9 protein-coding genes are annotated in these 14,327 nt (G+C 31.9%); 8 read left to right on the plus strand and 1 reads right to left on the minus strand.

Annotated features, from left to right (window positions below; translation table 11 throughout):
- The first annotated feature begins 15 nt into the window (after positions 1-15).
- Together QWY92_RS00270 and QWY92_RS00275 are read left to right on the plus strand one after the other, a co-directional pair.
- Positions 16-1,419 carry a RagB/SusD family nutrient uptake outer membrane protein gene (locus QWY92_RS00270; protein ID WP_290267666.1) on the plus strand — a complete coding sequence of 468 codons (1,404 nt, stop codon included), beginning with the start codon at positions 16-18 and terminating at the stop codon, positions 1,417-1,419.
- Positions 1,420-1,435: 16 nt separating this feature from the next.
- Positions 1,436-2,821 carry a TlpA family protein disulfide reductase gene (locus QWY92_RS00275; protein WP_290267668.1) on the plus strand — a complete coding sequence of 462 codons (1,386 nt, stop codon included), beginning with the start codon at positions 1,436-1,438 and terminating at the stop codon, positions 2,819-2,821.
- Between the two features lie 371 nt (positions 2,822-3,192).
- Here QWY92_RS00275 and QWY92_RS00280 read toward each other — a convergent pair whose 3' ends face one another.
- Positions 3,193-3,762, minus strand: coding sequence for an RNA polymerase sigma factor (locus QWY92_RS00280; protein WP_290267670.1), 570 nt, complete (start codon positions 3,760-3,762; stop codon positions 3,193-3,195).
- Between the two features lie 386 nt (positions 3,763-4,148).
- Here QWY92_RS00280 and QWY92_RS00285 point away from each other — a divergent pair, with 386 nt between their 5' ends.
- The 6 genes from QWY92_RS00285 (at position 4,149) to QWY92_RS00310 (ending at position 14,258) form a co-directional block, all read left to right on the plus strand.
- On the plus strand, positions 4,149-5,279 hold the full coding sequence (locus QWY92_RS00285; RefSeq protein WP_290267672.1) for a FecR family protein: 1,131 nt from the start codon (positions 4,149-4,151) through the stop codon (positions 5,277-5,279).
- A gap of 152 nt (positions 5,280-5,431) precedes the next feature.
- Positions 5,432-8,887: a SusC/RagA family TonB-linked outer membrane protein gene (locus tag QWY92_RS00290; protein WP_290267674.1), complete on the plus strand. Its 3,456-nt coding sequence runs from the start codon at positions 5,432-5,434 to the stop codon at positions 8,885-8,887.
- 2 nt (positions 8,888-8,889) lie between these two features.
- A complete protein-coding gene (locus QWY92_RS00295; RefSeq protein ID WP_290267676.1) occupies positions 8,890-10,422 on the plus strand; it encodes a RagB/SusD family nutrient uptake outer membrane protein in 1,533 nt (510 codons plus the stop codon).
- A gap of 26 nt (positions 10,423-10,448) precedes the next feature.
- The gene (locus QWY92_RS00300) at positions 10,449-11,357 is read left to right on the plus strand and encodes a hypothetical protein (protein ID WP_290267677.1); all 909 of its coding nucleotides are present in this window, start codon (positions 10,449-10,451) and stop codon (positions 11,355-11,357) included.
- 52 nt (positions 11,358-11,409) lie between these two features.
- On the plus strand, positions 11,410-12,789 hold the full coding sequence (locus tag QWY92_RS00305) for a TlpA family protein disulfide reductase (protein WP_290267679.1): 1,380 nt from the start codon (positions 11,410-11,412) through the stop codon (positions 12,787-12,789).
- Between the two features lie 89 nt (positions 12,790-12,878).
- Positions 12,879-14,258 carry a TlpA family protein disulfide reductase gene (locus tag QWY92_RS00310; RefSeq protein WP_290267681.1) on the plus strand — a complete coding sequence of 460 codons (1,380 nt, stop codon included), beginning with the start codon at positions 12,879-12,881 and terminating at the stop codon, positions 14,256-14,258.
- Positions 14,259-14,327: the final 69 nt, after the last annotated feature.

The following is a 14,327-nucleotide window of genomic DNA, read 5'->3' on the forward strand; positions in this document are numbered from 1 at the left end:
CTAAAATAACATAAAATGAAATCAATAAATATTTTATTCACACTATTGTTAACCATAACATTTATAAGTTGTGATGACTATCTGGATGTAGAGCCTAAGGGGCTTGCAGTTCCAGTAAGCATAAAGGAATTTGACTTACTATTAAACGGTGGTACTTCAATTTTAAATACGACCTCAAATGCGAATGCCTTGTTTTTTACTGCAGATGATTTCGAATCTACAGAAGATGATTTGGGTGATTTAGACAACCCTAATAATGTTGCGTTAAAGCTATATTCTTGGGATACTGACTTATTTGAAGATGAAGTTGGTAATGGGAGCTGGAACCTTCCATATCAAAATATATATACCTACAATGTAGTTATCAATTCAACAGATGAAGCTTTAACAGCTACTAACTATATAGAAGAAGATAGAAACATTATAAAAGCAGAAGCAAAAGTAGGGAGAGCTTATGAATATTGGTTATTGATAAATACATTTGCTAAACAATATTCCGAAGCTACCGCTGCGTCAGATCCTGGCGTACCTCTTATTAAAGTTGCAAACCCTACAGGAGCTGTATCGTCTCGATCAACAGTTAAAGAAGTATACGATTTTATTATAAACGATGTTGAAGCATCTATAGAATACCTACCTGAGGTGGCTAAAAACAGACTTAGACCCTCAAAAGGTACTGGGTATGCTATGTTGGCGAGATTTTATTTATCAATGAATAATTATGAAAAAGCTTTAGAAAATGCCAGTTTAGCGCTATTAGAAAAAGGAGAAATTGCAGATTATAATATAAACTTTCCTTTTGGGGGTGCCTATGAAACTGAGCAGTATATATTAAGGGTTTTTGATAATAGTCCAGGACATAAATCTGGTTACTTAAGTCCAGATTTAGCCAACTCATTTCATCCTGAAGATCTTCGCTTTACAGAATTACTAGGAAATTGTGAATCTGTATTTACACCAGGTGTAGGTTGGGAAGTTATATGTGGTGATCATTATCGAAATAATTCAGTAATATTTTATATTAACCATGCGGTATCTGTTCCAGAAATGTATTTAATACGTGCGGAGTGCAATGCTAGAAGTGGTAACATTGCAGATGTTGTTTCAGATTTAAACGCTTTAAGAGTTAAAAGATTTCCTACCGGAACATATACAGACCTTACTTTAGGTGATTTTTCAAGCAACGAAGAAGCTTTAAATTTTGCTTTAGAGGAAAGAAGAAGAGAGCTATTTATGACAGGTATGAGATTGTTTGATTTAAAACGTTTAAACCTTGATCCAAGTACTGCTAAAACAGTAATACATACAGTTGTTGGTGTTGATTATGTTATGCCTCCAGGAGCTAATAATTTGGTATTACCAATTCCTAGTCAAATATTAAGTCTGTCTTCAGGGGTAGCTCAAAACCCTAGAGACTAACACATAAACTATAAAAATGAAAAACATATTTATTTTAATATTTGCAACCTTTTTAATAGTTGGTTGTAATGAAAGCCCTAAAAAAGAGTACATCCTTTTTTCAGGTACTATTATAGATGCTACTAAAGACTTTAGATTAGTTAAACGATTTAGTGATACTGATAGTCAAATTTCAATTAAGTTAACAGATAATGGATCTTTTGTTGCTGATACCATTACTTTTGGAACAGGGCGTTACGTTTTTACAGACGGTAGAAATAGTGCTGAACTTTATTTAACAAATGGGGAGGAATATCATTTGACAGCTATTGCTAAAAATTTTATAAATACTGTAAAATTAACAGGCCCTGACTCTGGAGCATCTAATTATTTAATTTCTAAGGTAGATAGAATCAAACGTTTAAGAGGTGATTATGTTGAATATAATAGTTTAGATGAAGCTGCATTTCTTGCAAAACAAAAAGAACTTCATAAAACTTATGTTAGTTATTTGGATAGTTTTCCAAATATGCCAAAAGAATTTGAAGAAATTGAGCGTAAAGAATTGTATTACAACAATCTTCTAAGTTTAACCATGTATGAAAGATTACATAAAAGATATACAGATAATTCAGATTTTAAAGTTTCAGATGATTTTTTAGCTCAATTAGATAAAGTAGATAATCTCTCTGATGAAGCAGCATATAAAAGTAACGGGTCTTATAAAAGTCTTGTAGATGAGCATTATAAAACAGCAGCTAAAGAACTATCAAAAAAAGAAGGTGTTGATTGGTATTTAGCCAAGTTAAAAGTTTTTGAAACAATACCTAACGATTTTATTAAGAATAGTTTACTGTTGTCAGTTGCTAATGCCGATATAGAATATACAGATAAAATAGATGAATATTATAAAACATTTATGGCTGTTTCTACTTCTACCAATAACAATAAAAGCATTACAGAAAGGTATAAATCTCTTAAAAAACTCAGTACAGGGGAACCTTCTCCTGTTTTTACAGATTATGTTAATCATGGAGGAGGAACAAGTTCTTTAGGTGATTTTAAAGGGAAATACGTTTATATTGATATTTGGGCTACTTGGTGTGCGCCGTGTTTAAAACAAGTCCCATATCTTAAAAAGGTAGAAAAACAATATCATGGAAAAAATATTCAGTTTGTAAGTATTTCTATTGATAAAGAAAATGCACACAATAAATGGAGAAAAATGGTGACAGATGAAGAGTTTGTTGGTGTTCAACTATTAGCAGATAATAATAGGGAAAGTGAATTTGTTGCTGCTTATCAAGCCGATGGTCTTCCTCGTTTCATTTTAATAGATCCAGAAGGTAACATTGTAGATTCGAATGCTCCTAGACCTTCAAGTCAAAATTTAATTAAGTTGTTTAACGAACTAAACATTTAAAGTTTAAATTAGATTATTTGAGACTACTTATTGATTAGGTAAATGCTAAGTTTAAACGGGGGTTGGCTTAAAACCCTCGTTTAAATTTGTTATTTAAAAATGAGAAGAAGCATGTAAATGGAATTGGTTTATAGTTTTGTATAGTCTTTTAAGAAAGTAAAGTGTTGCGAGATAGGATTTTGCAAGGGATTCTTTATGGTTAAGATATTTGTATATTAATTTTAAAATTAGAGAATTCAAAAAGCAAATAAAGTAACGCCACTATATCAATTGTGTAACATGTTTTTTTGCTTCTGAAGACAAATAAATATGTTTGAACAGTAGCTTATGTCGTATTAGGGGGCCTTAAGGATGAAACTGGCCTAATTACCCTAATGTTTTTTCAAGAAATTTACTAGTAAGAGGTATAAGTTCTCTTTTTCAAAACCCTTGCGTATTTTTTTAAAAGCGACACTCATTTGTGATTCTACGGTTTTTACTGAAACTCCCATAATTTCGGCTATTTCATGATATTTGAGTCCGTTAATTTTATTCATTTCGAGAGTCTTTCTACATTTTGGAGGAAGCGTTTGAATAATTTGATTCATTTTTTCAACACGTTTTTCTAGTATCTCAATATCGTCATCTATTCTATCTCTCAAAGCATTTTCATAAACAACATCTAATAAATTATTACGTCGTTTATCGGTGTTAATACTATCGATAAATCTGTTGTAAGCAATAGTATATAGGTAGCTCTTAGGAGATTTGCAATCTTGTAATTTCTCTTTAGCATTCCATAAATCAATAAAAGCCTGTTGTACAATGTCTTCAGAGCTCATTTTATCATGGGTGTAGGTCGCAATATAAGCTACTAACCTGTCGTAATATAAATCGAATAGATTTCTAAAGGCGTCTTCATCACCATTCTTTAAGGCTATAGTGGCTTCTAGTTCATTCATATATTAATTTTAACTCTAATTAAATAGGCATGAATATTCTTAGGGGTTTTGTGGTATTAATAAACAATAGTATAAACAAAAGATTAAATATGCAATAATTTGCTAATGTAAAGCTGAAAAATATCTTGTAATTATGATAATCGTATTATAGATTGAAAGTATTTCGAAATTCTAAAATTATTTTTTAAAAAAGTTAAGTATGAGAAAAGTATTATAAAAGAAGAAGGGGGAGTGTCAATTTATTCTAATTGAAGCTTTAAAGGATGTTAAAAGTGGTGTTTTTATTAAATAAATCTTAGTGATTTAGTAAAAAGTGTAATTTTTTTTAGGGGTTTTTTAGTTTTCGTAAGTAATAATACATGTAAACCTCTAAATAGGTGAATAATTTGAAAAAGATAATAACCAAGTATATAGTTAATACAATTACAGAAGACGAGCAAAATTTGCTTAACGAGTGGCTTAAAGATCGTGATAACCAAAAGGAGTTTAAAAGGTATGTTTTAGATTATCATGATGTTAAAATGGCTTTATATAAAAATGATGTAGATAAAGCATATAGAAATGTAAAGGAAGCTATTAATAATAGCAAACAGAAAGTTATCCCAATTTATAGAAAGAAATTCTTCAAATATGCTGCGGCTGTTTTGGTTTTAGTTTCTTCAAGTTTTTTCTTCTTATCAAAAAATACTCCAGTTGAAAATAATAATGTATCTATTAATCCGGGTACAGATAAAGCGATATTAACGCTTGCTAATGGCACAGAACTTCTTTTAGATAGTGTAACAAATTATCAAGATAAATTGATAACGAGCACAGGTAAAGAAATAATATATACACCTTCTGAAAACAAAACAAATACGGTTGAGTATAATTATTTAACCATTCCAAGAGGCGGGCAGTACCATATTGTTTTATCCGATGATACGGAAGTTTGGGTAAATTCAGAGTCTCAATTAAAATATCCAGTAAATTTTATAGAAGGACAACCAAGAGATGTTGAGTTGGTTTATGGTGAAGCTTATTTTGAAGTATCGCCAAGCACAGAACATGGTGGAGCGAAATTTCGTGTTATAAATGAAAATCAAACCATTGAGGTTTTAGGAACAAAATTCAATGTTAAGGCCTACAAAGAAGAACCTCATATTTATACCACACTTGTAGAGGGGAAAGTTTCTGTAAATACAAAATTGGATGCTAAATTATTAGTACCTAATAAGCAATCTGTTTTTAGTTTGAAAAATGAAAATTTGAGTATTCAGGACGTCGATGTTAAAATCGAAATAGCATGGATACATGGCGAATTTGTTTTTCAGAAAAAATCACTAAAAGACATTGCTACAGTATTAGGGCGTTGGTATAACGTTGATTTCGAATTTTTAAATGATACCATTGCCGAACAAAAATTTAATGGAGAATTAAAGAAAAGTCAAAACTTGGAAAATATCCTGAAACTTATTCAGGATACCAATAAAATTAAATCTTATGAAATGAAAGGAAATTCAGTTTTTCTGAAATAAAAAATAGGGGAAAGAATAGGAACACTAACTAAGAATATTCTTCTCTTATAAGTTTAAAAACAATTAATTAACTAACCAATTTATGTAAATTTATGAAAATTAATCAAACAAACGCCCGTCTCATTTTTGGTAAGCGGTTCTTAAAAATTATCATGCGAACATTTCTCTTTACTTTTTGCTTAACAGTATTTGGTCTCTCACCAAATAACTCGATCTCTCAAAGCGCGAAAATTATTATAGAGACCGATAAAACAGTATCTGTTGATGAGGTTTTTAAAATGATAAGCGACCAAACGGATTACAATTTTATTTATTCAGATGATTGCTTTGAATCCATATCAGAAGTTCATTTGAAAAAAGGAAAAGTTAAGGTATCTAAACTTTTAGAAGACTGTGTAACTTCAAACAATCTTAGTTTTGTGATATCGGAAGAACACACAATTATTATTAAACAACCAGTAGTTGAAAAACAACAAGACATTATTGTTTCTGGTCTTGTTACCGATGAGCAAGGTGTGCCATTGGCAGGTGCTACAGTAAAAGTGAAAAACAAAAATGTGGGTACTTTTACTAATTTTGATGGGGCTTATAAAATAAAAGCTTCGGAAAACACAACATTAATTTTTAGTTCTATGGGTTTTGTTACTCAGGAAGTTGCTGTTAATGGGCTTAGTGTTGTTAATGTTATTTTAATAGAAGACATTTCGGCATTAAATGAAGTTGTTATTAATGGTTATCAAACCAAAGATAAACGCGAAACAAGTAGTGCTGTAACCGTAATTAAAACTAGCGAAATTGATGTTGTGGGTAGTTCCAGTATTGAAAACATGATACAAGGGCAAATTGCAGGTGTAAGTGTTGTTAATAGTAGTGCAGAGCCAGGAACCGCGGCAAGAATCAGAATTAGAGGAACGGCTACCCTTAGTGGTAATGCAGAACCTATTTGGGTGGTTGATGGTGTTGTACTAGAAAGTGGGGTTCCTGCAACTCCTGCAGAACTTAATGATCCTGATTTTTTAAAATCATTTAACAGTTCAATAGGTGGGGTTAACCCAAACGATATTGAATCGCTTACTATATTAAAAGATGCATCGGCTACAGCTATTTATGGAACAAGAGCGGCCAACGGTGTTATTGTGGTGACAACGAAAAAAGGAAAAAGAGGAAAGCCAAGAATATCTATAAACCATACATCAGGAATTCAACCAAGACCTACCTATGAAGATTTTGACTTAATGAACTCACAAGAACGCGCTCAGTTTTCATTTGAATTACTTGAGGATCAAATTCCGCTTCATGGCGTAGTAGGTGTTGCATATTATGATGGTTTATTTACCCGTGGCGGACTTAGCGAGGAAGATTATATTGCTGGTATACGATACACGTCTGAATTAAATGAAGATTGGTTTGATTTATTATTCCGTAATGCCGTTACAAATACTACTGATTTTAGTGTTTCTGGTGGTTCTGATAAAAGTAATTATTATACTTCGTTAAGTTACACAAGCCAGGATGGTATAGATAAAACAACTGATTATCAGAGTTATAATATTATGGCTAAGGTGAATACAGAACTTTCTAGTAAAGTTAATTTAGGAATTATTCTAAATGCTTCTAAAAGAGATAGGGAACAAAATTATACAACAAATGCTTTTGATTATGCATATACTAGATCAAGATCATTACCTGCATATAATGATGATGGAAGCTTGTTTTTTTATAGAGATGGGCAATACCAATACAGTTTTTTAAATGAACAAAATACAACCAATCAAACTTCAAAACAAAATGAAACTAGAGCAACTGTTAGTTTAGATTATAAAATAACAGATTGGTTAACGTATAATGCACTTACAAGTTATACCTACTCTGGTAGTGTAATGCAACAGTATGCTACAGAAGCAAGTAACTATGTGTCTAAAATTCGAGGTTATAATTTAGGGGCAGGATCTGCAGGTCAGATAGAAGATTCAAGCTTACCTTTTGGAGGTGTATATAATCAGACTGATTATACACAAAACTCTTATGTAACCAGAAACTCTTTAAACTCAAAGTTTAATCTATTAGATGATTTATCTATAGATTTATTAGCGGGAACAGAGTTTAGAAATGTGGTTTATGATGGGCTTACTTCTCAAAATTACGGGTATTTACATGATAGAGGTCAGATTTTTTATAACCCACAAGAATCTGAAGAGCAAGGTGAAATTAAAAGAAACACGGTGTCTCGTTCTCTTAGTGATAGGTCTTTCATGTCGTATTTTGGAACATTCTCTTCAATGTTTAAGAATAAATATGTTATAAACGCCAATATTCGTTTTGATGGTTCTAACCTTTTCGGTTCTAATCCAGATTATAGATACCTGCCACTTTGGTCGGTTTCAGGTAAATGGCATATTGATCAAGAATCTTTTTTAGACTCTGCTGATTTTATTGATGCACTTTCTATTAGAGCATCTTACGGATTAAGAGGTAATATTGTACAGAACAGTTCTCCTCAAATCATATCTTCAGCTTTGGCTCCAAATAGTTATACCTTTTTAAATGAACAATATATTATTCAACCTGCCAATCCTGAATTAAAATGGGAAACCACAGAAACTGTAAATCTTGGAATTGATTTCTCTTTTTTTAATAGAAGATTATCTGGATCTCTAGATGTATTTAAAGATTTCGGTAATGATTTGATTGCCTCTAAAAATGTATCCAGTGTAACAGGTTTTCAATCTAAACCAGTCAACTTTGCCAATATTACAACTGAAGGGATAGATATTGGGTTAAATGCTACCATTGTTAAATCGGAGAATTTTAAATATAATTTAGGAATAAATGCATCAATTACAGGTAGTGAGGTTACAAAGTCTTTTATAGAACCTAGCGTAGCAAGTCTTATATCATCAACCTATACCGTAGGAGAAGTTGTAGAAGGGAAACCTCTAAATTCCATGTATTCATATCGCTTTTCAAGACTAACAGATGAAGGTGCTGCATTGTTTTTTGATGGAGAAGGTAATGAATATGGTGTTGGGGATCCAGAGTTTTTTTCCAATATATATCAAAATCCAGATGCTCTTAAGTATGAAGGTTCTAGAGTCCCAACTTCGACAATAGGTATTACTAACAGATTTAATTACAAAAATTTTCAACTATCTTTTTTACTTGTTGCTGGTCTAGATTATAAAATTAGACTTCAAAACCTTGCCTTTGATTCAGAGTATATTCAAGATGATTTTAATTTACGAAGAGGTGTTTCTAATAGATGGAGACAACCAGGTGATGAAAACACAGCAGATATCCCTTGGTTGGGCAATGGTTATTATATGCTTTACGAAAGTGATTTATTTAACAGTAGTGATGCTCAAACTATTAATGGTAATTATTTAAGACTAAGAAATGTGTTATTTCAATATAGCTTCCCTAAAACTTTTATTGAAAAAGCAGGCATTTCTAACCTTGTTCTTAAGTTTCAAGCAGACAATCTATTCGTACTAGCAGACAAACGCTTAAATGGTATGGATCCAGAAACGGCTAATTTCAATACGTCTTTTTGGGGAAGTTCTCTACCATTACCAAAAACATTCACATTTGGTGTTAGTTTAAATCTTTAATAATGAAAATTGAAAATAACATGAAAAATAGATATAAAATATTTCAAATAATTTTGGTAGTCCTACTTATTTTTGGTGAGCTATCATGCGAAAGCTACCTTGAAGAAGTTCCTCAAAATAAGTTAAATCCTACAACGGTTACTGACTATAGAGAACTTTTAAATTATGGATACATTACAAAAGAACGAATCATGCCATATCTTGAAGCTCTTGGTGATGATGTAGATTTAAAGTTGGAAGATAGAGCACGTGATGCCGTTAACGGTGATGCTTACATGAGTGCATACCTTTTTGAACCTACACACGAGACATCATTGGGAAGTGATGTTGCGTTTGCAAAACTTTATCAGAGTATTTATTATGCCAATTTGGTTATCACTAGAATAGACGATGCAGAATCTGTTATTCTTGGTGATGACATGCAAGGTTATAAAGATAATTTAAAGGGAGAAGCCTATGCTTTAAGGGCTTTTTCATATTTCTATTTGGTTAACTTATATGGACAGCATTATGACCCAGCTACTGCAAGTTCAGATTTTGGAGTCCCTATTAATTTCTCTACGGGGGCTGAAGATCAAGGATACCCTCGATCTACAGTAGAAGAAGTATATAATTTAATGGCATCAGATTTAGACAATGCAGTGAGCTTAATGGAAGCTAACACTATTGAAAAAACCTCTAAAATTCAGTTCAATGCACAAAGTGCAGGGGCTTTACAATCTAGAGTAGCCTTGTATATGCAGGAGTGGGATAAAACAATTGAAGCTGCTAGTAATGTTTTGGATGTTAACAATACAGTTAATGATATAACTGGTTTAACAGATATATTTAATGAGGATGAATACAGTGAATTTTTTTCATTAAGAGCTGGTCCAGATTATTTAGATGCCGATAATAGCAATATCTTTTTTGTCAATGGTGTTACAGAAAATATACCATTGGTAAACTATTATCCTACCTACACAACGTTCTCTGTGAATACAGAGTTAGAAGATTTGTATGATGAAGGTGATATAAGAAAATACTATTTTTTAGGTATACTAGATAGAGTTGTAAGCGGTGTAGCTTATCAAAAATTGGCTACATTAAAAAACAGATCAACCACGAGCTTTTTTGGACGTTATCAACCTACTACCTTTGATGGATATAGTCGAGTACTTAGAGTAGAAGAGGTATTATTGAATAGAGCAGAAGCTTATGCCAAAAACGGAGATTTACAATTAGCTATAAACGATCTTAATGCCATTAGAGTTAAAAAAATTGAACCTTCTTTTTATACAGATTTAGCTGTTGGAAGTTTTACTCAAGAAACTCTTATTGATTATATTCTTGAAGAACGAAGAAGAGAACTTTGTTTTGAAGGGCATCGTTTCTTTGATTTAAAACGTACCACCCGACCAGGAATGACTAGAATTGGTTATGAAGGTGATATTACTGTTGAGGGGATTTTATTAGAAGATGACCCTAGGTATGTATTACAGATTCCAGAAAAAGAACTTGAGGCAAATTCTGCTATAACTAGAGCACCTAGGTAATCAATTAAAACTTAAAACAAAAAATTATGAAATTTATAATAAAATTAATATCACTATCAGTACTGATTTCTTTGTTTACAGCATGTGAAAGCGAAGAAGTTATAATTTCTGATTTCAACGGCAAAGATCCGTTTCCACTTATTGAGGAAGGAACCACGGAAGCTAGTCAACTCGCTTTTGGTTTGCTAGAAGAACATGAATTACACATGTATTATGATCTTGAAGGCGAAGAGGCGCTTCAAACAGAGTATGGAGCAATATCTTTGGCATCAAGATTTGGAGATGGCATAATAGCAGCAGAAGAAGAACGGGCTGTCGTTTTCTTAAAGTTAATTGATGAAATGTTCGACCTATTTAGTGATTATAGAGAACTTCAGCTAGCTAGAAGATGGATGCTAGTTGGTAATGGGTTTTCGTCTAGTACTGCTGAGCAACTTAATACCTATGGTTATAGTAGAGATATTCTGTATTACAATACACAGGGTACACAAATACTTTCTAGTGTAAATAATACTTTTGAATTCGATTTATCATTAACCAAAGAGATGCTACTTTTTGCTTACTTTTATGCATATATTGATTATACTTATGATATTCCAGAAGAATTTAGCAGTATTTCTGGAGATATTTATAGGCAATATACTTTTCATAGTGTTCCATTTTACACATCAGCAACAGAATATGATGAAGAAGGAGCTACAGATGCTGGATTTGTGCATCCATGGGGGCCGCAATCTATTTCACTTAAACCTCATGAAGATTGGGAATCTTATGTAGTATGGATCATTTCTAGACCAAAAGCAGAACGCGATGTTTGGTTAGACACAAAACCTCTTATTAAGGCTAAATACGATATTGTAGTTGAATCTATGATGACTGATTTAAACATGGATTTAGAAGCACTTTCAATCCAATGGCAGTCGGTAGGCATCTAAATTGATGAACACTATTACCATATTAATACATCTTATTACAATACTTAATTAAATGAAAAAAACAATATTTAGTGTCGTACTGCTCTTGAGTCTTATGGCTTGTTCAAAAGTAACTCCAGTAGAATACGCTTTGTTTTCGGGTAAAATTGAAAATCTAGAAGCTAAGGTAATCACTTTAGAAAAAGCCGATCAATCCTTTAAAAAGGAAATTACGATTGAATCAAATGGTGCTTTTTCTGATACCATTCAGGCGAGTTCTGGAGTTTATCAACTTACAGTAGGTAAACACAGAGTTAATGTCTATTTAGAAAACGAGAATGTTATTAATCTTTCAGCCGATGCTAAAGATTTCAATGGTTCATTAGCGTTTTCGGGTAAAGGTGCTGAAACCACAAATTATATCACATTTAAAAATAAAAAGACAGCGGAATTACGTGGCGATAATAAATCGTTTTACACGTTGGAAGAAGCTGAATTTAAAAAGAAACTCAATGATATAAGTACGATACTAAATACTGTAATAGATACTACAAAAGGGATCGATCCTGAATTTAAAGCATTAGAAAAAAGGAATATTAATTACACTTATTTATTACAATTGTCTCAATATGCAAGTGGAAAGCATCGTTATTGGACAAAAAATAATGATTATAAACCTTCAGAAGATTTTTTATCAGAATTAGATGATTTAGATATTAATAATGAAAAAGATTTTGAACTTTCAAATGCATATAAACAACTAGTTACCGGTTATTATGTTAAAGAAATTAGTGCGCTAGCTAAAAAAGATTCTATTGAGTTTATGTATGCCAAGGTTAAAGTGCATGCAGCTATTCCGAATGAAAGCATTAAGAATGCGCTTATATTTTCTGGAGCTGAATATGGAATAACTAAAATAGAAAACGTAGAGGATTACTATAAAACCTTTATGAATGCTTCTACTAACGAAGAAAACAATGCGAAGCTTACAGCAACTTACAACAAGTTAATAGGGCTAAATAAAGGCAAACCATCACCAAAATTTGTGAATTACCAAAACCATGCTGGTGGCACATTATCTTTAGACGAGCTTAAAGGAAAATATACCTATATCGATATTTGGGCTACTTGGTGTGCACCTTGCTTAGCAGAAGTACCGTACTTAAAAAAGTTAGAAAAAACATATCACGGTAAAAACATTAATTTTTTGAGCGTATCTATTGATGTGCCAAAAGATGTTGAAAAATGGAAACAAATGATTGTTGATAAAGAATTAGGAGGCATTCAAGTCATTACTGATAAAGGTCCAACGGCTGAATTTATTCGAGATTATTTTGTGTCAACCATTCCACGTTTTATCTTAATAGATCCACAAGGCGCCGTAGTTGATAAAGATGCTCCACGCCCTTCAAGTCCAGAATTAATAGAATTATTTAATACGTTAAATATTTAAAAAATATTAATTCGATTTACTTTTTTTAATCACATGTATTCCATAATAAAATCGTCATTAGTAATAAACAAAAAATAACCATCCATAAAATGAAAAAAACAGTTTTTAGTTTCGGACTAGCCTTAAGTCTTATAGCGTGTTCAAATAACGCTCCAGTAGATTATGCCTTAGTTACCGGGAAAATAGACAATCTTGAAGCCAAAGAAGTTACTTTAGTAAAATCAGATCAATCTTTTAAAAAAGAAATTACTATTGAATCAAATGGTGTTTTTACCGATACCATTAAGGCAGGTTCTGGTCTTTACGAACTTGTTGTTGGAAAAAACAGAACTAATATCTATTTAGATAACGGGAATGTTATTAACCTTACCGCAGATGCCAAAGCCTTTAATAGCTCTCTTGATATTTCTGGTAAAGGTGCAGAAACTACAAATTATATTCTATACAAAAATAAAAAGGAGGCTGCTTTAAAAACAAAAGATAGAGCGGTTTATAAATTAGAAGAACCTGATTTTAAAGTTAAATTTAAAGAAATAGAGAACGCTTTAAACGCAAGGTTAGATACTACGCAAGGTATAACGCCTGCTTTTAAAACTTTGGAAAAGCGTAATCTTAATTACGAATATTTAAATGAATTAGAACGTTATGCTGGTGGTTACCACAGACAATGGGCACAAAAAAAAGGATATAGACCATCGGAAGAATTTTTGGCCGAGTTAGAAGGTGTGGATTTGGATAATGATGTTGATTTCTTTTTTTCTAGTGCTTATAAAGAAATGGTTAACCGTCACTACACGAAGCAAATAAATGTTTTGCATAGAGAAGATTCTCTTGAATACGGTTTAAGAGCAATAACTATTTATGCTACAGTTCCTAATGAAATAATTAGAAACGAACTTATTTTTAGCAAAGCAGAATATGATTTATATCAAACCGTAGATTTTGAAGAATTTCACAAAATCTTTATGAGCGCTTCCACTAATGAAGAAAACAATGCTAAAATCACTAAAATTTACAACGACTTAATGCGTGTAAATAAGGGGCAACCATCGCCTAAATTTATAGATTATGAAAAGCATTCTGGAGGTACATTATCACTGGATGAGCTTAAAGGAAAATATATCTATATCGATGTTTGGGCAACTTGGTGTGGACCGTGTTTAGCAGAATTGCCAGATTTACAACGTATTGAAAAAGATTATCATGGTAAAAATATAACCTTCCTAAGTATTTCAATAGATCAAGCTAAAGATCATGATAAATGGAAAGATATGGTTGTAGATAAAAAGCTTGGTGGTATTCAAATATTAGCAGATAAGGCCTTTGATTCACAATTTGTATTAGACTATAATATTAGATCAATTCCTCGTTTTATAGTTCTTGACCCAAACGGTGTAATCGTTTCACCAAATGCACCAAAACCTTCAGATCCTGAGTTAATAAACCTTTTTAACGAGTTAAATATATAGATCCGATTAAGTCTAAAACGTATTGATGTCCTTATAAATTCGTTAATAAAATGTAAGCCATTATTACGG

Source organism: Algibacter miyuki, assembly GCF_030409805.1.
Taxonomy (GTDB): Bacteria; Bacteroidota; Bacteroidia; order Flavobacteriales; family Flavobacteriaceae; genus Algibacter; species Algibacter miyuki.

Excerpts from the sequence above, each read along its gene's own strand:
- QWY92_RS00270 (WP_290267666.1), top strand. The coding sequence starts at position 16 with ATGAAATCAATAAATATTTTATTCACACTATTGTTAACCATAACATTT.
- QWY92_RS00300 (WP_290267677.1), top strand. The coding sequence starts at position 10,449 with ATGAAATTTATAATAAAATTAATATCACTATCAGTACTGATTTCTTTG.
- QWY92_RS00295 (WP_290267676.1), top strand. The coding sequence starts at position 8,890 with ATGAAAATTGAAAATAACATGAAAAATAGATATAAAATATTTCAAATA.
- QWY92_RS00275 (WP_290267668.1), top strand. The coding sequence starts at position 1,436 with ATGAAAAACATATTTATTTTAATATTTGCAACCTTTTTAATAGTTGGT.
- QWY92_RS00310 (WP_290267681.1), top strand. The coding sequence starts at position 12,879 with ATGAAAAAAACAGTTTTTAGTTTCGGACTAGCCTTAAGTCTTATAGCG.
- QWY92_RS00280 (WP_290267670.1), bottom strand. The coding sequence starts at position 3,762 with ATGAATGAACTAGAAGCCACTATAGCCTTAAAGAATGGTGATGAAGAC.
- QWY92_RS00305 (WP_290267679.1), top strand. The coding sequence starts at position 11,410 with ATGAAAAAAACAATATTTAGTGTCGTACTGCTCTTGAGTCTTATGGCT.
- QWY92_RS00290 (WP_290267674.1), top strand. The coding sequence starts at position 5,432 with ATGCGAACATTTCTCTTTACTTTTTGCTTAACAGTATTTGGTCTCTCA.